22 protein-coding genes and 1 pseudogene are annotated in these 22,655 nt (G+C 37.2%); 10 read left to right on the forward strand and 13 right to left on the reverse strand.

Annotation, left to right across the window (positions count from 1 at the left end; genetic code table 11):
- Positions 1-112: 112 nt before the first annotated feature.
- On the forward strand, positions 113-520 hold the full coding sequence (locus H602_RS0116740) for a hypothetical protein (protein ID WP_026979054.1): 408 nt from the start codon (positions 113-115) through the stop codon (positions 518-520).
- Positions 521-562: 42 nt separating this feature from the next.
- Here H602_RS0116740 and H602_RS0116745 read toward each other — a convergent pair whose 3' ends face one another.
- From H602_RS0116745 to H602_RS0116755, 3 genes are all read right to left on the reverse strand, one after another.
- On the reverse strand, positions 563-1,558 hold the full coding sequence (locus H602_RS0116745; protein ID WP_026979055.1) for an NAD(P)H-dependent glycerol-3-phosphate dehydrogenase: 996 nt from the start codon (positions 1,556-1,558) through the stop codon (positions 563-565).
- Between the two features lie 304 nt (positions 1,559-1,862).
- Positions 1,863-3,020: an iron-containing alcohol dehydrogenase gene (locus tag H602_RS0116750; protein ID WP_026979056.1), complete on the reverse strand. Its 1,158-nt coding sequence runs from the start codon at positions 3,018-3,020 to the stop codon at positions 1,863-1,865.
- 5 nt (positions 3,021-3,025) lie between these two features.
- Positions 3,026-3,703 (reverse strand): DJ-1/PfpI family protein, encoded by a 678-nt coding sequence (locus H602_RS0116755; RefSeq protein WP_157505144.1) that lies wholly within the window; start codon positions 3,701-3,703, stop codon positions 3,026-3,028.
- 164 nt (positions 3,704-3,867) lie between these two features.
- On the opposite strand from H602_RS0116755, the gene H602_RS0116760 reads away from it, so the two are divergent.
- Positions 3,868-4,764 (forward strand): LysR family transcriptional regulator, encoded by an 897-nt coding sequence (locus tag H602_RS0116760; RefSeq protein WP_026979058.1) that lies wholly within the window; start codon positions 3,868-3,870, stop codon positions 4,762-4,764.
- A gap of 1 nt (position 4,765) precedes the next feature.
- Here the strand turns inward: H602_RS0116760 and nadD are convergent, their stop codons facing one another.
- The 6 genes from nadD to H602_RS0116795 form a co-directional block, all read right to left on the reverse strand.
- Positions 4,766-5,356, reverse strand: a complete 591-nt coding sequence (gene nadD / locus H602_RS0116765) for a nicotinate (nicotinamide) nucleotide adenylyltransferase (RefSeq protein WP_026979059.1) — start codon at positions 5,354-5,356, stop codon at positions 4,766-4,768.
- Positions 5,357-5,411: 55 nt separating this feature from the next.
- Complete coding sequence (gene gmk / locus H602_RS0116770; protein ID WP_026979060.1) at positions 5,412-5,990, reverse strand: guanylate kinase; 579 nt, start codon at positions 5,988-5,990, stop codon at positions 5,412-5,414.
- A gap of 110 nt (positions 5,991-6,100) precedes the next feature.
- Positions 6,101-6,961, reverse strand: a complete 861-nt coding sequence (locus H602_RS0116775; protein ID WP_035759900.1) for a YicC/YloC family endoribonuclease — start codon at positions 6,959-6,961, stop codon at positions 6,101-6,103.
- Positions 6,962-7,215: 254 nt separating this feature from the next.
- Positions 7,216-8,097 (reverse strand): DMT family transporter, encoded by an 882-nt coding sequence (locus tag H602_RS0116785; RefSeq protein ID WP_026979063.1) that lies wholly within the window; start codon positions 8,095-8,097, stop codon positions 7,216-7,218.
- A complete protein-coding gene (locus H602_RS0116790; RefSeq protein ID WP_026979064.1) occupies positions 8,097-8,447 on the reverse strand; it encodes an arsenate reductase family protein in 351 nt (116 codons plus the stop codon). Before H602_RS0116790 ends, H602_RS0116785 begins: the two co-directional genes overlap by 1 nt.
- A gap of 69 nt (positions 8,448-8,516) precedes the next feature.
- On the reverse strand, positions 8,517-9,266 hold the full coding sequence (locus tag H602_RS0116795) for a DUF3298 and DUF4163 domain-containing protein (RefSeq protein ID WP_026979065.1): 750 nt from the start codon (positions 9,264-9,266) through the stop codon (positions 8,517-8,519).
- A 183-nt stretch (positions 9,267-9,449) separates the two neighbouring features.
- On the opposite strand from H602_RS0116795, the gene H602_RS0116800 reads away from it, so the two are divergent.
- Positions 9,450-10,595, forward strand: a complete 1,146-nt coding sequence (locus H602_RS0116800) for a cystathionine gamma-synthase (RefSeq protein WP_026979066.1) — start codon at positions 9,450-9,452, stop codon at positions 10,593-10,595.
- Positions 10,596-10,678: 83 nt separating this feature from the next.
- On the opposite strand, the gene H602_RS0116805 is transcribed toward H602_RS0116800, so the two are convergent.
- A complete protein-coding gene (locus tag H602_RS0116805; protein ID WP_026979067.1) occupies positions 10,679-11,146 on the reverse strand; it encodes a gliding motility lipoprotein GldH family protein in 468 nt (155 codons plus the stop codon).
- 108 nt (positions 11,147-11,254) lie between these two features.
- On the opposite strand from H602_RS0116805, the pseudogene H602_RS19080 reads away from it, so the two are divergent.
- Positions 11,255-12,187, forward strand: a pseudogene (locus H602_RS19080) (2-hydroxyacid dehydrogenase); the annotation flags it as partial.
- Between the two features lie 455 nt (positions 12,188-12,642).
- On the forward strand, positions 12,643-12,978 hold the full coding sequence (locus tag H602_RS19085; protein WP_084404282.1) for a TM2 domain-containing protein: 336 nt from the start codon (positions 12,643-12,645) through the stop codon (positions 12,976-12,978).
- A gap of 58 nt (positions 12,979-13,036) precedes the next feature.
- On the opposite strand, the gene H602_RS0116820 is transcribed toward H602_RS19085, so the two are convergent.
- Complete coding sequence (locus tag H602_RS0116820) at positions 13,037-13,294, reverse strand: hypothetical protein (protein ID WP_026979068.1); 258 nt, start codon at positions 13,292-13,294, stop codon at positions 13,037-13,039.
- Positions 13,295-13,716: 422 nt separating this feature from the next.
- Between H602_RS0116820 and H602_RS0116825 the strand changes: the two genes are divergently transcribed.
- Entirely contained in the window at positions 13,717-14,235 is a 519-nt protein-coding gene (locus H602_RS0116825) for a peroxiredoxin-like family protein (protein WP_026979069.1), read from the forward strand.
- Between the two features lie 108 nt (positions 14,236-14,343).
- Here H602_RS0116825 and H602_RS0116830 read toward each other — a convergent pair whose 3' ends face one another.
- Positions 14,344-15,354, reverse strand: coding sequence for a helix-turn-helix transcriptional regulator (locus H602_RS0116830; RefSeq protein WP_026979070.1), 1,011 nt, complete (start codon positions 15,352-15,354; stop codon positions 14,344-14,346).
- A 90-nt stretch (positions 15,355-15,444) separates the two neighbouring features.
- Entirely contained in the window at positions 15,445-16,056 is a 612-nt protein-coding gene (locus H602_RS0116835; protein ID WP_026979071.1) for an HD domain-containing protein, read from the reverse strand.
- Positions 16,057-16,154: 98 nt separating this feature from the next.
- On the opposite strand from H602_RS0116835, the gene H602_RS0116840 reads away from it, so the two are divergent.
- The 4 genes from H602_RS0116840 (at position 16,155) to H602_RS0116860 (ending at position 22,449) form a co-directional block, all read left to right on the forward strand.
- Positions 16,155-17,576: an RtcB family protein gene (locus tag H602_RS0116840; protein ID WP_026979072.1), complete on the forward strand. Its 1,422-nt coding sequence runs from the start codon at positions 16,155-16,157 to the stop codon at positions 17,574-17,576.
- Between the two features lie 109 nt (positions 17,577-17,685).
- Positions 17,686-18,918, forward strand: coding sequence for a PQQ-dependent sugar dehydrogenase (locus tag H602_RS0116845; RefSeq protein ID WP_026979073.1), 1,233 nt, complete (start codon positions 17,686-17,688; stop codon positions 18,916-18,918).
- A 516-nt stretch (positions 18,919-19,434) separates the two neighbouring features.
- The gene (locus H602_RS0116850; protein ID WP_026979074.1) at positions 19,435-19,989 is read left to right on the forward strand and encodes an REP-associated tyrosine transposase; all 555 of its coding nucleotides are present in this window, start codon (positions 19,435-19,437) and stop codon (positions 19,987-19,989) included.
- 1,362 nt (positions 19,990-21,351) lie between these two features.
- Positions 21,352-22,449, forward strand: a complete 1,098-nt coding sequence (locus H602_RS0116860; RefSeq protein ID WP_026979076.1) for a slipin family protein — start codon at positions 21,352-21,354, stop codon at positions 22,447-22,449.
- Positions 22,450-22,655: the final 206 nt, after the last annotated feature.

A 22,655-nucleotide genomic window follows, 5' to 3' on the forward strand; every position in this document is an offset into this window, starting at 1 on the left:
TTTTTATTTTTAAAGAAAAAATAAAAATAATTTCCTCTGCAATCGGGGTTATTTAGGTTTTCATTATTTAAAAAATTAACTTCGAGACTTTGTGTCTTCGTGCCAAAACAACATGAAAAAAGACATTCAAATACCAACCGTGGAAAACGTATTTCTTGCTGCAGTGCAAGAATTTAGCGTTGAGTTTAATGAAAAAGTATGGTACGTTTATCTAGTAAACGATAGCGATTTTAATTTAGACAGCGTGATGATTGTTTCATCAGCATTTGGAACTTTAGAAGGCGAAATGAAAAAGACTTCGCTATTGCGTCATGCTTTTCCAGCCGTACCAGCGGTTTCTGTAGTTAAAGTTGAACTGCTTGAAGATAGCGTTCTGGCTTTAAATAATGAATTTATGCTAACGTACTTTATCGATAATAAGATGTATGATAAAGTGTTTATTTTTAAAAGCAATTCTATCAATGAAAACGCTACGGAAGAAGTTCCAATATTATTTATAGAAGGCGTTATCGAACGCTAATAATAAGTATAAAAAAAGGAAGCTTTCGCTTCCTTTTTTTATTTAATCTAACCGGTCAGTCAATTTCTTAAAGACTTTCTTTGCTTCTTTACCTTCATAAAGAATGCTGTAAACTGCATCGATAATTGGTGTTTTAGCACCGTATTTTTGGTTTAAGTGATACGCACTTTTTGTGGCATAATAGCCTTCAGAGACCATGGTCATTTCCATCATAGCACTTTTTACGGTGTATCCTTTTCCAATCATATTTCCAAAAGTTCTATTTCTAGAGAACACAGAATATCCAGTAACCAATAAATCACCCAAGTAAGCGGAATTATTGATGTTACGTTTCATTTTGTGTACTTCACGAATAAAACGTTTCATCTCGCGAATTCCATTGCTCATCAATACCGCTTGGAAGTTATCGCCATAACCCAAACCATGGGCAATTCCTGCTGCAATAGCATAAATATTTTTCAACATTGCTGCATATTCAGTACCTATAATATCGTCGGAAATTTTTGTTTTGATGTAGTTTCCAGCTAGACAATTTGCTACAACTGTCGCTTTTTCTGCATCACCACAAGCAATTGTTAAATACGATAAACGTTCTAAAGCAACTTCTTCCGCGTGACAAGGACCGGTAATCACACCGATATTCTCATAACTTATGTCGTACATTTTATGGAAGTGCTCACCTACAATTAAACTCGTTTCAGGTACGATACCTTTAATTGCTGAAAAAATGACTTTATCTTTTAAACTAGCGGTCAATTTTTTTAATTCTCCGTCCAGAAATGCCGATGGAATCGCAAAAATTATATAATCTGCATATTCAATAGCCTCATTGATGTCGCTGGTCAATCGCAATTGTTCAGTATGGAATTCAACCGAACTTAAATAGTTTGGATTGTGGTGAAACTCTTTTAAATGACTAATGGCATCTTCATTCCGCATGTACCAAGCAATTTGAGGCAAATTTACGCACAACATTTTGGCAATCGCAGTTGCCCAACTTCCTCCTCCTATTACTGCAAATTTTGGCTGGTCTGTCATCATCTTCTTTTATAAACTAAAATTTAGGATTCAAAAATACTTATTTTATAATTAATAACCACAAATATTTCCAATGAACGCGCGCGTTTCCTGCGCATAAAATTTTTATTTAAAAAATAAAGTTAAAATTATGACTTTCAGCATACTAAAAAAATTAAACTTACGTTATACTATTTCATAAGCGTTTTAAAGACATGAGTTTTATGGTTTAGGAGTTAGTTATAATTTTGTTTTTGGTGTTTTAAAAAAAGGCACTGCCGAAAAATGATTCAGCAGTGCCTTTTGATTGGATAGAAGATGAGTTTTAGTAGCTCATTTCTACGATTTGTTTCACTTTTTCTGGAGTTAAATTTTGCTTTTCCCCCATTGCAATCCATCCTCTTTCTTGGAAACGATTTGAAATAAAAGCAGCTGCTTTTTCATAATCATCCGTGTATTGAGACAGTTTAGTATCCATTCCCATCAAGTGGAAAAATTCAACCGTTTTATTTATCGCTTCTTTTGCAATTTCATCATCACTTCCTGTCAAATGAAATATGCGTTTTCCATATTGTGCCAGTTTCTCTTTTTTAGTTTCAAAAAGAACGGTGTATAAATGCGGTCCAACGATTGCCAAAGTTCTAGCATGGTCAATTCCGTACAAAGCAGTTAATTCATGACCAATCATGTGTGTAGCCCAATCAGTTGGGACACCTTTGTTCAACAAACCGTTCAAAGCCATTGTACAAGACCACATATAATTTGAAGCCAATGCGTAATCTGTTGGATGTTCTACTACTTTTGGACCTATCTCAATCAACGTAGTTAAAACACCTTCAGCAATTCTATCTTGCAAATAAGCATCGTGTGGATACGTTAAATATTGCTCCATTACGTGGGTAAAAGCATCTACAATTCCATTTTGAATTTGTCTTTTTGGCAAAGATTCAATCACTGTTGGGTCGCAAATAGAGAATTGTGGAAACAATGCAGAACCTCCAAAAGCAAGTTTTTCTTGTGTAGATTCAATTGTAACAACAGCTCCTGAATTCATTTCACTTCCTGTAGCAGGCAAAGTTAATACTGTTCCAAAAGGGACTGCATTTTCCTTAATTAGAATCCTCTTTTGAAGAATTTCAATTGGATTTCCTTCATAATTAGTCGCTCCAGAGATGAATTTTACTCCATCAATAACGCTTCCACCACCAACAGCTAAAATAAAGTCAATCTTTTTCTCTTTGACAATTGCTATCGCTTTTTGCAAAGTTTCAAAATGCGGATTTGGCTCAATACCACCAAATTCAGTTACTTCAAAATCCTTTAAATTTTTCATTACTGAATCGTAAATACCGTTTTTGAAGATACTTCCTCCTCCGTATGCTAATAATACTTTAGCATTTTTTGGTATTAATGTGCCTAATTGTTCTATTTGTCCTTTCCCAAATACATAGTTGGTCGGGTTGTATAATTCGAAGTTTAACATGTTTCTTAATTTAATTTTTTTAATAATTTTTCTGCCACTAGTTTTGATGATGCAGGATTCTGACCGGTAATCAATAATCCATCTTCCACAGCATAAGGATTCCAATCGGCTGCTTTAGAATAGATTCCGCCATTAGATTTCAATACATCTTCTAAAAGGAAAGGAACAACTTTTGTCAATCCAACCGCTTCTTCTTCAGAATTTGTAAAACCAGTTACCTTTTTACCTTTTACTAAATATTCGCCATTTACTTTCACGTCTTTCAATGCTCCAGGAGCGTGACACACAAAAGCAACAGGTTTGTTATTCGTATAAAATGATTCAATTAATGCAATCGAATTCTTATCGTTTGCTAAATCCCATAATGGTCCGTGTCCACCTGGGTAGAAAACAGCGTCGTAATCGCCTTGTTTCACATCCGCTAATTTAAGCGTTTGTTTCAATTTAGATTGCAAAGCAGTATCGTTATCAAATCTTTTTGTGTCTTCTGTTGCCGAAGATGGGTCAGCACTTTTTGGGTCAATTGGTGGCTGTCCTCCAAGTGGCGATGCGATGTCAATTTGAACACCGTTATCTGCCAATTCGTAGTAAGGTGCGACTAATTCTTCAATCCAAAATCCTGTTTTTTCTCCTGTGTCTCCTAATTTGTCATGACTAGTGACTACAAATAATACTTTTTTCATCTTTTTTTTATTTTGTGCAATTGCAGTAATGCAACTCAATGTTAAAATTACGATTAATAATAATCCTCTTTTGTTCATATCTCATTTTTGTTTTACAAATTTACAACAGTTATGTTATTTGTAAAAATAATTTAAATTATGTTTGTGATAAATATATTTATATCATGGTAAATCTAGAATGGTACCGAACTTTCAAATCAGTGTATAAAAATGGCAACTTTTCCTTGGCGGCAAAGGAGTTATTTATTAGTCAGCCCGCTGTTAGTCAGCAGATTTCAATGTTAGAAGCACATGTAGGTTATAAATTATTCAACCGAAAATCAAAAGGAGTAGAGCCTACGGAATACGCAAAGCTTCTGAACAACCTAATTATCGAAGCATTAGACCGCTTGGAGAACGTGGAAAAGGGATTCAGGTCAAAAGCTTTGGATGCAAACCGGTTAATTTCTGTTGGTATTTCAAGGCATTTGTTTCAAAGTCTGGGAAGTAAACTGCTTTCCAAATTTGATTATATCGATTTCAATTTTCATGAAAATGACGTATTATTTGAGTTGGTCAATACCAAGAAATTGGATTTTGCCATCGTCACGGATAAGTACGATACATTCGATACAGTCCAAAAAAAGTTGGGAGAAATAAAGCAAATCATAGTAAGCTCTATTAATTTAGACGCCGTCGACTTAAAGAAGAACATCAAGAAAGTTGATTATGCAGCGATTGAAACTTGGCTCAACGAACAAAAATGGTACAGTCATGACGCTGGAATTCCGCATATAAAATTATTTTGGTTGCATGTGTTCAATAAAAAGCGTCCGTCGATGATTCCCAATTACATCATTCCTTCCGAATATGAAATGTTAGAAGTGCTTTCAAAAAACACAGGTGTAACGGTTACTTGGAACATTAATGCCAAATCTTTTATCGAAGAACAGCGGTTGCAAATACTTTGGGAAAGCGACCAAATGCCAATTACGTCCGTTTATATATTGTCGGGAAAAAATGCGAGCTTTAATTCAGCGGCTGAATTAATTGAAGATGAACTGAAGCAAGTGTTGCAGTAAGTTACTTCGTGTAAAACAAGTTATGCTCAATGTATTCTGCTACTTTTTCGGGTAACATCGGATTTATATTCTTCTTGTTTTTAATGGAATTTCGAATAAAAGTAGAGGAAATTTCCACAACGGGTGCTTCAATAATATGTACTTTGGCCTGAAATTCAGCTAAAAAAGGAAGTTCAGGTTTAGGTTCTGCAGAAATTCTAGGGTAAACATACAGCTCGTGATTTTGTAAAATAACCTCGTAGTTCTTCCACTTTTGCAAAGAATTCAAATTATCCTCACCCATAATTAAAGCAAATTCGTGCGTTGGAAACTTCTCCTTTAAATGAACCAACGTATTTACCGTAAAATTAGGTTGCGAAAGTTTGAACTCAATATCCGAAGGTTTAATTTTAGGATAATTCGCAGTAGCAAGATGAACCATTTCTAAACGGTGGTAATCATCGAGCAACGTACTTTTCTTTTTCAACGGATTGTGAGGCGTCACCACCATCCAAATTTGTTCCAAATCCGTAAACTCGGCAAAGTGATTGGCAATAATTAAATGACCAACGTGAATGGGGTTAAATGTTCCGAAATACAGTCCTACTTTCATTTTAAATTTAAGATTTAGGGTTTAAGATTTAGGATTTAGTAAGAGTTTAAAAATGCTATTCTACCATTTTTAAATAATCGTGTACCAAAGTATAAGCATCATTTTTGGCAATTTCCAAATCATAATTCTTCAATATGACGTCAAATTTATTTGATTCGGCAATCTCACGTTCGGCTTTCGCCAATCGCATTTGGATTTTCTCGTCGGTTTCGGTTTGGCGGAAACGCAAGCGTCTTTCTAATTCTTCCACGGAAGGCGGACTCACAAAAACAGCTAACGTTTTATTTGGGAATTGTTTCTTAATGTTCAAACCGCCAATCACATCAATGTCAAAAATCACGTGTTTGCCCAAAGCCCAGATGCGTTCCAATTCGGTTTTTAACGTTCCGTAGTAGTTGTCTTTGTATACTTCTTCGTATTCTACAAATTCGTTTGCCGCAATTTTAGCTTGAAATTCTGCTGCAGATAAGAAGTAATAATCTTTTCCATGTGCTTCATCACCACGTTTTTCACGCGATGTTGCCGAAATAGAAAAGTCTAAATGCAGTTCTTTTTGTTCAAGAAGGTGTTTTACAATCGTTGTCTTGCCTGAACCCGAAGGTGCTGAAAAAACAATTAATTTTCCGTTGTTCATGTTTATTTTGTTTGATGTATCAAGTTTCAAGTTTTGCAACACTTAAATGATGCATCCTTTACTGCTTGAAGCTAAACTGTCTTAATACTTACTACTCCAATCTTAATACATTACAGTACATTCAAAACTTGTTCCTTAATTTTCTCCAATTCGTCTTTCATTTGAACGACTAATTTCTGCATTTGAGCATGATTCGATTTTGAACCCATCGTGTTGATTTCGCGACCAATTTCTTGGGTGATAAAACCTAATTTCCGACCGTTAGCTTCACTTCCTGCCATCGTTTCTACGAAATAATTCAGGTGATTTTCTAAACGCACTTTCTCTTCGGTGATGTCGTATTTTTCGAGGTAGAAAATTAATTCTTGTTCAAAACGGTTGTCGTCAATGTTTACTTTTAGTTCATCAATTGCTGTGCGAAGTCTTGTTTTTACGGTCTCAATTCGTTCACCGTCCAAGGCAACTGTTGCATTCATTAAATTCATAATGTTGGCAATGCGTTGAACGAATTCTTTTTCTAAAGCACTTCCTTCAGAAACTCTAAAAGATTGCATGTTTGTCAAGGCTTCGTCAATGACGTTTTGGATTAGATTCCAATCGTTTTCGTCAATTTCTTCGCGTTCCGTTTTCATGGCATCCGGCATTCTTACTGCCATTTTCATCAATTCGGTAACATCAGCATCGGCATAAACGTCTTTCAATTGAGCGATGTATGCTTTTACGATAGGCACGTTGACTTTAGCAGAAGTTTGTTCAGCGGTGTTTTCCATGAAAATAGAGAAATCTACTTTTCCACGTCCTAAAACTGTTGAAAGTTGGTTGCGTAAACCCAGTTCCATTTCGCGGTACACAGAAGGAATTCGGACGTTTAAATCCAAACCTTTACTGTTTAGCGATTTTACTTCTACTGTAATTTTCTTGTTTGGAAGTTGCATTGTTGCTTTTCCGAAACCCGTCATCGATTGTATCATAAGTATTTTAAAAAGAAAGCAAATATAAGGAAAAGAATTTAGGTGGTTGTAAGTGATATTGGAAATGAATTGGAGTTTCTTCCCTTCGTGCGTTTTAATCATCGAAGAGGTATTTACGAAAAAATAATAGCCCCGATTGGAGGGAACGTCCTTTTTTATTGCCGTTGGCTTAAGCCTACGGCAATAAAAAAGATGTGGAAGGATAGCGGGAAAATGGAAGCCTGACAAGCCCAAGCCATTCGCTCCTAAAAAACTTATTTCTTTTTTTGAGTAACCAAAAATACGCCCGAAAAAATGAGGATTGCTGCACCAATTTTGATTAAATTCAATTCGTCTTTCCCCAATCCAATAGCAAAAATAGTGGCGAAAACCGGTTGCAGGTAAATGAAAACGGCTACGGTTGTGGGTTTTAATTCTTTCATTGAAAGTAAATTCAATAAATAGGTTAGGAACGTTGAGAAAACCACTACGAATCCGATTTTCCAAGCAATGTCAACGGGAATTGCACTGAATTCTACGGCTTGCAATTCGGTAAAACCAAAGGGCAAAACCATGAGGAATCCGAAGAGGTAAATCCATTTTACGAAAGTGAAAGCGCTGTATTTTTCCATTAATTTCTTAACGACTATGAGGTAGAAACCGTAGGAAATGGCGTTTGCAAAAACGAGTAAGTTACCCAAATTAGCGTTAGTTGCATCACCCACTGATTTTCCATACAGAATTAAAAATGCAGTTCCGACCAATCCTAAAATGATTCCGAAAACTTTGCGTTTCAGCATGCGTTCTTTGAGAATTATTGCTGAAAGAATGAGTACAATTATAGGTGTAGTCACCATTAATACCGAGGCAGAAATAGGCGATGTTAAACTTAATCCTTTGAAAAATGTGAGCATATTGAAGGCGACGCCAAAGAATGCAGCGGCAATTATTCTAGGGAAATCGTTACGGTCTATCTTTTCTTTGGGAAGAAAAAGCCAGATGAGCCAAAATAAAATTACTGAGCCACCTACGCGTAAAACGATGAAACCGAAGGGCAAAATGTAGGTAGGCATGACGTCCTTGGCAATGGTAAAAGTGACGCCGTAAATAATCGAAACAAATGTGGCCGCGATTAATGCTAAATATCGTTTGGACATTATTTTAGGGCTTGCGTTACCGCATGAATGTTAGGTTGGCTGTTTCCCGCGTACACTTTTCCTTTTATGATAAAAACAGGACGACTCAAGAAAGTATAATGTTCGAGTAAGTATTTTTTATAATCGGCTTCGGTAAGATTTTTATTTTTCAAATCCATCGACTTGTACAACTGTGCTTTTTTGCTGAAAAGCGCTTCGTAACTGCCTGTCATTTGATACAATTCTTCCAGTTGTTCGGGTGTCATTGGGTCTTGACGGATGTCTTGAAACTCCATTTCAATTGACTTTGGAAGGTTTTTGATGATTTTCCGACACGTATCGCAGGAAGCGAGGTAATATATTTTGTCCATGATTGAATTTAATTTGCAAAGGAAAATAATTTGCTTCGTAATCGCACTATTTTCAGTAGAAACTTATGATTATTTCACTTTCAAATAAGGCTCAAGTTCGCTATAAGTTAGTTGAATTTCTTTAGGTCCATCTGCATAAGAAGCGGCTTCGTACGAATTGTAATATAAAAGAAGTCCTTTTTCATTAAAAAGCATCGTCATTGGCAACGCAAATTTCTCGTCTTCAAACATTAATCCGGTTGAATTAATGGCATCGCTCTCTGAAATTTTATAAGCAGTTCTAAATTTTTGCTCTGCAAATTTGGTAAACGCGTCCACATCGTTAAATAATTCTTCGTTTGGAATTATTTTTCCCGTCTTGGGATTGAAAATCAAAGACCGAACTCCTTGATATCCGTGTGCACCACCCGTGTAAGTATAATGATCAATTTTAATATTTAAAACATTTTCAGTTTCATAAACGACGGAACCTTCCACTTTTCCTTCCCAACCGAATGTGTCTTTTGGAAATTCTTTTTTCAATGCATCATAAGACGAAATAAACGATTGTAACAATCCTGTATATTCGGTGGATGTGTACGGCTTTTCGCCAAAATAAATAATCCCGCTCACCACGGCAAAAACACGCTTGTTGATGCTGTCTGCCACTACCGGAACATTTTTAGCAATGGGAACCTTGACTTCTACCACAGGACAATTTTCAGTGCAGGGCAAAGTTGATTTTTCCGTATACGTTTCGGTGGTGAATTCAAGTTGTTTGTCATTTTTACAACTGATAAAAAGGATTGCGACGGCGAATAAGAAGGTGATTTTTTTCATGAATACGGATATTTAAACTTAACTTACATTAAAAGTAAAGCGTTTTAATTTTGAAGTGAAATTAACATTAATAAAGCAAAATTGGTTTCAATGAAATGTTAATTCATGCAAAGGTAAGTACAACTTATTGGGATAAGGTTATAATTAAAAGTAAATTTGTTTCAAACATTTAGCTTGTAAACAATGAAATTCAACACGAAAGTAATCCATGGCGGTCAGCATCCTGAAGCAACAACGGGAGCGGTGATGACGCCCATTTATCAGACGTCTACTTACGCTCAAACCTCTCCTGGGAAACCGTTTCATGAGGATTATGAATATGCAAGAACTACAAATCCTACGCGAACGGCTTTAGAAAACGCATTGGCGAGTATTGAAAATGGAGAACGAGGTTTGGCATTTTCGTCGGGTTTAGCGGCAACAGATTGTTTGATTCGGATGTTTAAGTCGGGTGATGAAATCATTACAATGGATGATTTGTACGGCGGAACATACCGAATGTTTACCAATATATTTAAGGATTCTGGAATAAAATTTCACTTCGTGGAAATGAATGATTTGGATACATTTGAATCATTAATCAATGAAAACACGAAATTGGTTTGGATTGAAACACCCACAAATCCATTGATGAAATTAGTTGACATTGCTAAAATTGCAAAAATCACAAAAAAGCACAATCTGCTTTTTGCTGTTGACAATACGTTTGCAACGCCGTATTTACAAAAACCTTTAGATTTAGGCGCTGATGTGGTGATGCATTCGGCAACGAAATATTTAGGCGGACATTCGGATTTGATTGCAGGTGCTTTGGTTACAAAAGATCCGGAACTTGGAAAAAAATTGCATTTTAAACAATTTGCCACAGGAGCTATTTTAGGACCAATGGACAGTTTCTTGGTTTTAAGGGGAATCAAAACGTTGCATTTGCGTATGCAAAGACATTGCGAAAACGGTCAGAAAGTGGCCGAATTCTTGGAAAAGCATGCAAAAATAAAAACCGTTTATTATCCCGGATTGCCTTCGCATCCCTCACATGAATTGGCCAAAAAGCAAATGAAAGATTTCGGAGGAATGGTGACTTTTAATTTCAAATCGGGCGAATTGAAGGACGCTATTTCATTTTTAGAAAAGCTACAACTGTTTACTCTAGCAGAATCTTTGGGTGGTGTGGAATCATTGGCCAATCATCCAATAAACATGTCACATGCTTCTGTTCCTGTTGCCAAACGTTTGGAAGTCGACATTACGGACGATCTAATTCGGTTGAGTGTTGGGATTGAGGATATAGACGACTTGCTTGAAGATTTAGCGCAAGCGTTAAAATAAATCAGAAGTATTAATAATTGAACTTCAAACCACTTGATTAGATCAAACTTCAAGTGGTTTTTTTTATGCGGTTTTAGGAAGATTTAATCGGCTTGTGCAATGACTTCAATTCCAATACCATTTACATTTGGCAAATAAGGACCGTTGAAATCGTGTTCAATTCTCACTTTATAAATACCTTTTTTTAAGGGTTTGTTTTCAACAATAACTTCTCGAATGTCGCAATAATCACCACTACAATCGCCAGTTTCTTTATTGTCTTTGTCTTTCACTACGATGTTTAATGCTTTGTTTTCCTCTGAACCATCAGGATGTATAACTGTTACAATTAGTGGAACGGGATTGATTTGGAAATCGGAAAAATAGGCAAAATGCACATTTACATCGTAATTACGAGCTTCTTGTTCAATGGTAAATTCAAACTCTTTTACGTCTGATTTTTGCCAGCGGTTGTCTGCAAAATCTTTGTTTAATTCAGCGTAAATTTTATTCTCATTGCAAGAGGAAATTGCAAAAGCCAGAAGTATAAAAGAAAGTAATTTGATTTTCATAACCGGTATTTTTAAAAGTGAAATTACAAGTATAACAACAATAAACCTTTTTTATTGTGCGGATATAGCCGTTAGATTTCGTTAATTTGTTGTGCAAAAATTTTACAAATGAAACGTATTCTCCACATTGACGGCAACCATCCCTTATTAAAAAACCAGTTGGAAGCTGCTGGATTTCGCAACGAAGACGATTTTACGTCAACCAAACAAGAAATTGAAGCTAAAATCGCTGATTATGACGGAATCGTCATCCGGAGTCGGTTTAAAGTAGATAAAACTTTTATCGATAAAGCGGTGAATCTAAAATTCATTGCACGAGTTGGCGCTGGTTTGGAAAGCATCGATTGTGATTATGCTTCTGCCAAAGGAATTGCGTTAATTGCAGCTCCTGAAGGAAATCGAAATGCCGTTGGTGAACATGCTTTGGGAATGATTTTAAGTTTGTTCAACAACTTGAATCGTGCAAATGCGGAAGTGAAGTCGGGAAAATGGAATCGGGAATCCAATCGCGGACATGAATTGGACGGAAAAACCGTTGGGATCATTGGCTACGGAAATATGGGTAAGGCTTTCGCCAAAAAACTACGCGGTTTTGACGTAACGGTTTTGTGTTATGATATTGTGCCAAATGTGGGCGATGCCAATGCCAAACAAGTTGCATTACACGAATTACAAGAACAATCCGACGTGTTGAGTTTGCATATTCCGTGGACGCCTGAAACGGATAAGATGGTTAATGAGCACTTTATCAATGCGTTTGCCAAGCCATTTTGGTTGATCAATACGGCAAGAGGAAAAAGCGTGGTGACTTCAGATTTGGCGAAAGCCTTGCAAGAAAAGAAAGTTTTAGGTGCGGGATTAGATGTTTTAGAATACGAAAAATTATCGTTTGAATCGTTTGCAGATGCCGAAGTTCCTGAAGCGTTGCAGTATTTAATGGATGCTGACAATGTAATTTTGAGTCCGCATATTGCCGGTTGGACTTTTGAAAGTCATGCGAAGCTGGCACAAACTATTGTAGATAAAATCCTTTTGCTGTACAATCCAGTTGAGATCGTTGAAGAGAGACAAGAACGCGTTACGGGAATTGGCGGTTTCTTTTTGAAGGCCAAAAATCCAAATGAATTAAAGGAATGGTACCGAAATCATTTGGGCCTAAACACGGATGATTACGGTTGCACTTTTTGGTGGAAAGATAAAAATGGTGCCGACTGTTCCACACAATGGTCGCCATTTAAGGACGATACAACCTACTTTGAACCGTCAAAAAAAGAGTTCATGCAAAACTTTAGAGTGCAGCATTTGGAGCAACTTTTAGTGCACTTAGAAGCGGAAGGCGTTACCGTTTTAGGGGAAATGCAATCCTTTGAATATGGTAAATTTGGATGGATAATGGACTGCGAACAAAATAAAATTGAACTTTGGGAGCCAATTGATCATGTTTTCCTTTAATTTTAATATTTTTATAACCGCTATTAATACTTAAAACGCCAAAAATGGAACAAAGTAATCCAAAACAAGAATCGTGGAATCAAACTTTTCAAGAGGCTCGTCCTCAATATACGCAGGATAATAAGCGCATTTTGACCGGAGTTTTAGCCATATTGTTAGGTCATCTTGGAGTGCATAAATTTGTTTTGGGCTACAATAACGAAGGTTTTTTAATTTTAATTGCCACGGTTATTGGTTATGCCACGCTGTGTATTTTTATAGGTATTTTCGTACTTGTATTGACTTCATTAGTGGGCTTGATCGAAGGTATTATATACTTGACCAAAACTGATGCTGAATTTTACGAAATGTACCAAAAGAACAAGAAGCCTTGGTTTTAAGGATTTTCAGTTTTCAAATAATTCATTTCTTTTTAACGTTGCCAATGGTCTTCGTCAGTTATTCATAAAAATTGACGAAGAAGTAAGAGTGCGTTTGCAAATTTAAATCCTTCAACATGTTTTCCATAAGCAACACTTCTTCATCTTCAACTGTTTGATGTTGCTTTAAAAATTCCACAAAGTGATCCAAGTTATCAAACTTGAAGCTAAAACTAGTGTTCAATGAATATTCCGAAAAATTATAGTCTAAAGTACTAAGTTGTGGGAATGCTGTTTTTATCAGCTGATCTAAAACGGGTTTGTTTAAGTTTTCCATAGTGTAGGTTTTTAGCTAAAATAAGAATAATTTATCGACACGAAAATGGATTTAGGAATAAAATAACCTTTTTGTGGTCCAAGTAAATTGCAAAAACAAATTCAAGTGATGAAAGCATTTATTTAAGGTAATTTATAGAAGGCATGTGTTTTTCTAAAAGCAATTTATTAATCAACTCCAATTGTAATGGATTCGCTGTAAATGAATTGCTGTAACTTTTAAGTGAAATCACATAAATAAATCCGATTTCTAAAGTGCTACTTTTGGATTATTGATTGCGTTACAATCAGCAGCGGTAAATAGCCGTTGCCGTAAATGGTGGTAATTCATTCCGCTACTTTGTTTGAAAGCCAGGCGTATTACAATACCGTTTCCTTTACGACAGTAGCACTTTCTATAATTTATAAACTAAAAAAAATAGCATGATGAGACCAACACCCAAACATAAAGCACCTAAATTGCAATTTCCATTTGTTGATGGAAACACTTTTGAACTCGGAAAAGAGGCTCCCGAACATTTTACTTTAATCGTTTTTTATAGAGGATTGCATTGTCCCGTTTGTAAAAAATATTTGCAACAATTGGAAGAACTTTTGCCTGATTTTGAGAAGAGAGGCGTTAACGTAGTGGCCGTTAGTATGGATACTGAGAAGAGAGCTCGACTGTCAAGAAAAGATTGGGAGTTGAAAAACTTAACGTTAGGATACGACTTGGACGCTGAAACGGCAAAGAGTTGGGGACTTTTCATGAGTGAGGGTATCAAAGATGCGGAGCCAGATGTATTTAGCGAACCGGGTCTGTTTTTAATTGATAATAAAACGGAGGTTTATTATTCTTCTATTACTAGTAATCCGTGGGGACGTCCTTACTTACCTTCGTTCCTTGAAGCTATTGATTTTATCTTGGACAAGAAGTATCCGGCCAGAGGAGAGCTTGTTTAGAGGTTGAGGAGGAGAAGAGAATATAGAGGATAGAACATAGAGGATAGAACATAGAATATAGAGGATAGAGTGTAGATTTGGCGGTTTTTGACTTGCTGATTCTGCACTTTATTCGTAGTGCTCTAGGCATTTTTTCAAGTTTGCTTTCATTTCATTTCGCAGGCGTTCGGGGGTGATTACTTCTAGTCCACTTCCGAAACCTAGTAAAAGGCGGTGTAGTTCGTAGTTTTCCAGTAGGAACAGATGGATAATTATACTGCCGTCTTCGTTGGTTTTGATGTGTCGTTGGGAGGTGTGAAGTGGTTTTGTTAGTACATACGGCGCGTTGATTCGATCAATTTTTAATTCTACTTTCCGTGGTTGAAGACCGGTATTTACGGTTACACCCACTACGTTTTTATAGAATTTTTCGGCATCGAAATCTTGGTCTAAATACTCGGCTTGGAAATCAAAATCAACTGCGATAATTCGGTCTAAAGCCAAGTTGCTTATTGGAGCTGTTTTTTTTCTTCGTCCTACTAGAAACCATCGGTTATTGAATTCCTTTAAAATGTAGGCATGAAAAAGAAAACTACTTTCGTCGCGGGACGTGAAGGATTTGTACGTTATTTTCAATACCATCTTCTTAATAATGGCTTGGTACAGAGGTTCCAGAAAATGCAATCCCTTTAGACTTTCGTTTTTATCCAAGTGAATTACCGGTTGGGTATTTGACTTTTCCGCATAAATCTTGTCTTCCAGTCGTTGCAAAATGTCCGAAACATCATTGAATAACGAAAAGTCCTTGAACTGCTTGAGCATCGAAACGGTTTCCGTCAATACATTGATGTCGGTTTCCGTTAGTGGAATGTCGGTAATGGAATAGTCTTCGTCGTCGTACTTGTAAAACTTTTTATCATAAACCACGATTGGCGCATTGTATCCGAGCTTTTCGCTTCGCATCAATTGGATGTCGAGTTGGGTAGTTCGTTTACTTACGCTGTTTTCTTTGCCTTCAAATTCAAATAAAGCGTCGGAACAAGCTTGCATTAAATCCTCCAAAGTCCATTGTCGGTATTGGTTTTGCAAACATTTGTCGATGGTTTTGTAGCGGATTAGAGCGTTTTTGTTTAGAGACATCTTTTTTGTTGTATGTTGTATGTTGTATGTTGTCGAAACGTGATGTGACCCTTCCTTTGTCAGGGTGACAACGTTGGTGGTGACTATGGGTTAGAAGTTATTAATTTCCTGTTGGATGTTAGTTCTCGCTTTTGATTCAAAAAGGGTTCTGAATGTTTCAGTTTGGTAAATGAATTCTTTTTCTAGGAAATGTGTTAAGGCTTTCTTACGTCCGGGATTGTATAAAATATCGGGATAAATACTGAATTCTTTCCGGATTTGTTTGGCATACATTGCATATTCCTCGGGCTCTTTTGCGAGTACTTTTAAGTCAAAATCAATCAGCCATTTCTCGTCTTCCATTCCAATGCATTTGTGTTCTTTGGTGGCTAGAATCATATCGAAAATGATTTGCTTGTTCACCTTTGTATTTTCTGTTAGCAATTGAACGGCAAATTCGGCACTTTTGAGTTCATTGTCTTTTCGAGTGCTGCTATAAATATAATCATGGTAAAAAAGAGCATACAACACTTCATCAGGAAATTGCAGATGACTTTTGTACGTTTCAAAACAAGCCATCATTTCAGCTAAATGCGTTAAATTGTGGTACTTTCGAGAACTTTTCGAATACGCTTTTTCTAGATTCAACCAATGGTTGTTGATGGTTTCTGTTGGAAAACCAATTCGTTCAAGTAATTCAGTATGTGTTTTTTGAAGACTCATTTGGCGTTCTTTCTTTCAAATGTATAAAAAAATATTAACTACGCAAAATAATTGCGTACTACCTCAAGCATCTTTGTAACCTCAAAAAGATAGAAATTATGCAAACACAAATCAACGGGTTCGAATTAATGGAACTTGGATTTCCGCAAGGTTCCGTAATTGGCATTGCCTTAAAAATCAATCGCGGACGACACGGCTTGAACAGAGTACAAATGATGGCTTCTTATGCAGCTGTTTTAGCCCAACCCGAAAACTATATAGAAGACAACATCTTTAGCAAACTCGCTGTAGCAATAATTGAAAAAGCGAATGAAAAACCGGAGGATTTTATTGCCTTAAACCCTACTCCACCGGCTTTTTCGGCTTATGGATTGGAACACATTGAAGAAGGAGCACGTGACCAAATGCGTGTTGCCATGCAACTTCCCGTTACCGTGGCAGGTGCTTTGATGCCGGATGCACATCAGGGTTATGGATTGCCGATTGGTGGTGTTTTGGCCACCAAAAATGCTATTATTCCATACGGAGTGGGCGTTGACATTGGGTGTCGAATGGCTTTGTCCATTTATGATATTCCCGAAGCGTTTTACAACGAACACCACGATAAATTTAAACGGGAATTGGTAGCACACACTAAATTTGGAGCCGGACATGGTTTTCAAGGGCAATATAAATCGGAGCATTCCGTATTGGAAAGTGCCGATTTTCAAATCAATGCCTTGACGAAATCCTTAAAAGACAAAGCGTGGTCGCAATTGGGTTCTTCAGGTGGTGGAAATCACTTTGTGGAATTTGGCATTATATCCTTTGAAAAAGAAGATACAGTGTTAAACATTCCGAAAGGAAATTACGTGGCGTTGTTGACACATTCGGGTTCCCGAGGTTTTGGTGCAACCGTGGCGGGACATTATACCAAGTTGGCAAAGGACGTTTGTAAATTACCTGAAATCGCTCGAAACTTGGCTTATTTGGACCTGAATACTTCTTTGGGTCAGGAATATTGGATTGCAATGAACTTGGCTGGTGATTATGCCTCAGCTTGTCATGAGGTTATCCATACTAAAATGCAGAAGGCTTTGGGTGCGACGGTTTTGGCGAAAGTTGAAAACCACCACAACTTTGCTTGGAAAGAAATCTGGAACGGCGAAGAAGTCATCGTACACCGAAAAGGGGCGACTCCTGCCGGAAAAGGCGTTATGGGAATTATTCCAGGAAGTATGACGGCACCTGGATTTTTGGTTCGCGGAAAAGGCGAAGAAAACGCCATCAACTCGGCTTCCCATGGAGCAGGTCGACAAATGAGTAGGACGAAAGCGATTAAGTCGATTTCTAAAAACGAGATGCAAAGTATTCTAAACCACCACGGCGTTACGTTGATTGGTGCAGGTTTGGACGAAGCACCGATGGCGTATAAAGACATTCACCAAGTGATGGCTGCTCAGGAAGATTTGGTGGATGTTGTGGCAAAGTTTACGCCTAAGATGGTGCGAATGGCGGATGATGGGAGTCGGGAGGATTAAATTTTAAAGGTTATAAGGTTATGGGTTAAAAGGTTATAGGTTATGAATTTTGCTAGAAGCAAATAGATTAGTATCTTTATTAAAAAAGAACACCACTAAAAAAACTATTATGAAAAACATCCTTCCTACTTTACTGGCTACGGCAGTGCTTACGGCTTGTGGCAATAAGAAAACTGAAACTAAGGTCGTGGAGAGTCAAACTGCTGCGGAAACCAATGCACCGGTGGAAACCGAGAAACCCAACAGCGACTTGAAACCCGCTTTTGAGGGGCAAACGCGAATTGCGGGAGTGACCACCAAAACGCCCTACGAAACTAAAGTGCTGACTGATAAGCTCGACAGGCCTTGGGGTGTTGTTGCCTTGCCGGATGGACGGCTTTTGATTACAGAGAAAGAAGGCACGATGCGAATTGTAGCTGCAACAGGCAGTGTTTCTGAAAAAATAACGGGACTTCCGGAGGTCAATGATTCCGGTCAAGGTGGGTTATTGGGTGTAACCCTCGACCCTGATTTTGCCAATAATCGCATGCTGTATTGGGCTTTTTCTGACAAAACAAAAGAAGGCAATCTTACGGCTGTTGCCAAAGGGCGTTTGGCTACTGACGAGACGAAAGTTGAAAATACTACCGTTATTTTCAGAGCGACACCCGGACACAAAGGCAACTTGCATTACGGAGGGAGAATTCTTTTTGATAAAAACGGTTACTTGGTTTTCAGTACCGGCGAGCGTTCTGATATGGAAACCCGACCACAAGCCCAACAACTGAATTCGGCTAACGGGAAAATACTTCGCATTACGACCGATGGTAAAGCGGCACCTGGAAATCCGTTTGCAAAAACACCTAATGCACGTCCGGAACTATACAGTTATGGCCACCGAAATGTGCAAGGTTTGGCTTTTCATCCCGAAACGGGTGATTTGTGGGAAAACGAATTTGGCCCGCTTGGTGGCGATGAGTTGAACCTGATTCAAGCCGGTAAGAATTACGGTTGGCCCATAATTACTTACGGAATGGAATACAGCGGTGACGAAATAGGCTCCCACATCGGGCAAAAAGAAGGTCTCGAACAACCTGTTTATTATTGGGACCCTGTGCTTTCGCCAAGTGGTATGACTTTTTATACCGGATCTGCCGTACCGGAGTGGAAAAACAATTTATTCATTAGCGGATTGAGCAGCACCCACATTGCCCGTCTGGTTATTGAAAACAATAAAGTAGTTGGCGAGGAACGCTTACTGAAAGAGGAAAACCAACGTTTTAGAGATATTACCCAAGGAAAAGACGGTGCTTTATATGCAGTAACGGACAATGGAAGGTTGTATCGAATTGGGGGGGAATAACAGATTAATAATTCCAACTTTTACAAGCTGAAATCCTATTTGATGAAATGGGATTTCAGCTTTTTTTTAGACTTATTTTGAGGTTGATTTATACCTGTTTCCTTTACAATTGTTCGGACATTGTTCGAAGGTTGTTCGAAGAATTGCCCTTTTCTTCGAACAACGACGAACAATCTTCGAACAAACCTCGAACAAAGTGCGTAAAAAAGGTGGTTTTTGGAGGTGGGAATTGTGTGGTGTTTTTGTTGAGGTTTTTTTGTTAAATTTGGAGGGGTTTAATTTCAATATTACGGCAAACCGTAATCTTTGATGAGTAAGAATGTTTATGTTTTAATCTTCTTTTAAATATAACACCTGTCGCTATTTTAATGCAGTTCTCCCTGGTGCTCGTTTGCAACGAGTACCTACTTAAATTACAAGAAAAACGATAGCGTTTGTAACGCGGCTAATTAAATCAGCATCAACGATGTATATTTTATTATTATTCATAAAATCAATATATTTGATAGAAAAATTATGTCTGAAAAATACAAAGTGATTGATAGTACCGTGCCCACTTTTATTACAATAACCGTTGTAGACTGGGTAGATTTGCTGATACGTCCCGTTTATTGCAAGATTATAGATGATTCTTTAAATTACTGTATTAAAGAAAAGGGATTGAGTGTGCATGCGTATGTTTATATGACCAGTCACATTCATTTAATAGTAACGGCATTTGATGGAGAATTGCAAAATGTTATTCGTGATTTTAAAAAATTTACTTCTAAAAAATTAATCGAAGCTATCCAAGAACATCCTGAAAGTAGAAAAGAATGGCTTTTAAGGAAATTTAGTTTTGAAGCTCAAAAATCGGGACGGGCGAAGAATTATAAATTATGGCAAGATGGTTTTCATCCTGTTATATTGGATACGTTAGAAAAAATGGAGCAACGTGTAAAATACATACATTACAACCCTGTTGCTGCAGAAATTGTTTTTCATGAAAGAGATTATGTAAATAGTAGTTATCGAAATTATGAAGAAGATAATACTGTGTTCTGCAATGTAAATGTAGAGCCTTTATGGTAGTTTTATTTTAATCGCGTTGCAAACGCTTTATAAGTAGGTACTCGTTGCAAACGAGCACCAGGATGGGAGATTATGTAAATAGTAGTTATCGAAATTATGAAGAAGATAATACTGTGTTCTGCAATGTAAATGTAGAGCCTTTATGGTAGTTTTATTTTAATCGCGTTGCAAACGCTTTATAAGTAGGTACTCGTTGCAAACGAGCACCAGGATGGGAGATTATGTAAATAGTAGTTATCGAAATTATGAAGAAGATAATACTGTGTTCTGCAATGTAAATGTAGAGCCTTTATGGTAGTTTTGTTTTAATCGCGTTGCAAACGCTTTACAAGTAGGTACTCGTTGCAAACGAGCACCAGAATGAGCTCGTTTGTACCGAGTACCTACTTAAATGATAGCGTTTGCAACGCAACTAATTAAAGCAGCATCCACGAGTAGATTTTATTATTCCTCATAAAATCAATGTTTGTGATAGAAAAATAATATCTGAAAAACACAAAGTAATTGATAGTAAAATGTAGAGCCTTTACGGTAGTTTTATTTTAATCGCGTTGCAAACGCTTGATAAGTAGGTACTCGTTGCAAACGAGCACCAGATTAAGAAAACGAGCACAAAATAAGTTCCCATTTCAAAAAAGCATCCTAACTCAGGATGCTTTTTCTATTTTACCCCAACTCTACTTCCCTAAATAACATCTCTTTATAAAATTTATTTCTACTGCGTAAAATCCTTGCGTAGTAACTCTCAAATATTTGCAGTAGAAAAAATAAACAGATGTATTGCATTATAAAAATATCAAACAAGTCCTGTTGCGTGTTTCTGAATGGCACCATTGCAGCTCTCTTTTCGCGGAAGCGAATTAGGTATGGCTGTGCAACTTGATTTGAAGGTTTGGATGGTTGCCAAAATACCATTCTCCTCTATAGGTCGTGGGTTCGATTCCCACTCCGTTTCGGCGGATAGTTCAGTTGGTTAGAACAATAGGTTTTCAACGTAGGTTCGAATCCTACACCGATTTATTTCGGTTTGACAGTGGCCGTCAGTCTCACAGCTTTAATTACTGTGCAAGAGTAGCATAACTCTTTAAAACAATGTACCAGAGAAAAAGAAGCGGACTCCGTCAGTGGTTTCAGATTTAGGTTTGTAAACCGCACTTTTGAGAAGACTTGAAAGTTGGGATTCGTATTGAGCAAGAACGGTTGTTCTTTTTGACTTGACAGATGTAATGTACTACAAATTCCATCTGAAAATGGTTAAAAACAAGAACCGCAACACTTGACACTACCTCGTCTTCCGTTTTTGAAAAAGGACGAATCCGTTTCGATTTCTTATTAAAAATAACACTTAAAAAAAAAGAAATAATGATTAAAAAAGTACACATTAATGCCTACCAAGTAGGTTTGGTTTTCGAGAATAAAGAATTGGTACAGGTTTTAGAAGCGGGAAGTTTCTGGTTGTTTGGCAACAAAGAAGTGTTTGTTTATGAGAAAAAACAATCGTTCGTGACGCCAATTGAATTGAATATCTTGTTGCAAAACGAAAAGTTGGGCACTTTGTTGGAAGTCGTTGAAGTTGCCGATAATGAGTTGGCCTTGTACTTTGTGAACGGGATTTTCAAAGAAGTAATGACTACGGGACGCTATGCTTTTTGGAAAGGTTATGTTGAAAACTCCTTTATAAAAGCCGATTTGTCTAAGGTGTTTATCACCGAGGCTGTTCCGACTGCTTTATTGGAACATGCCAAAGTAAAAATGTTTGTCAGACGGTTTCAAGTGGCTAATTTTGAAAAAGGCTTGTTGTTTGTCAACGGTGTTTTTGAAAAGGAATTATCTGCTGGTACGTACTACTTTTGGAACAATGCGACATCGGTAGAGGTAAAATCGGTGGACGTGAGGCAACAGCAATTGGAAATCTCAGGTCAGGAATTATTGACAAAGGACAAAGCGGGTTTGCGAATCAACTTTTTTGTACGGTACCAAATTACCGATATTTTCAAAGCCTTAACTGAAAATAAAGATTTTGAAAAGCAGTTGTATGTGTTGATGCAATTGGCTTTACGGGCTTTTGTAGGTGGTTTGACTTTGGACGAATTATTGAACAGAAAAGACGCGATTGCACAAGAGATTTTGGAAAACGTTCAAGCAAAAATCAGTGCCTTGGGCTTGGTCGTTTCTGATGCGGGAATTAGAGATGTCATTTTGCCTGGCGATATGAAAGAAATTATGAACCAGGTTTTGGTGGCGGAGAAAAAGGCTCAAGCCAACAGTATTATGAGACGAGAGGAAACGGCTTCTACGAGAAGTTTGTTGAATACTGCCAAATTGATGGAGGAAAACGAGATGTTGTGGAAGTTGAAAGAGATGGAATATGTGGAGAAAATTGCCGATAAGATTGGTGAAATTACCATCTCCGGAAGCGGAAACGTCATCAGTCAATTGAAGGAAATATTTGTGAAGTAATAAACAGCCACGGACTTTATGAGTTCGTGGTTTTTTGTAGGGTTTCAATCTAAAAATCCCCAAGTTAAATAGATACTGTTATTGCACAAATTAAATATTTAGTAAGTACATGTTTTTTTTGTAATTCAGCACAATACTATGCAACGCCAACTAAACTCTCGTGGGATGTTAGTGTTTCAAGTTAATTTATCGGGCATATTAAAAAT

The organism is Flavobacterium tegetincola DSM 22377, from assembly GCF_000425485.1.
GTDB lineage: Bacteria > Bacteroidota > Bacteroidia > Flavobacteriales > Flavobacteriaceae > Flavobacterium > Flavobacterium tegetincola.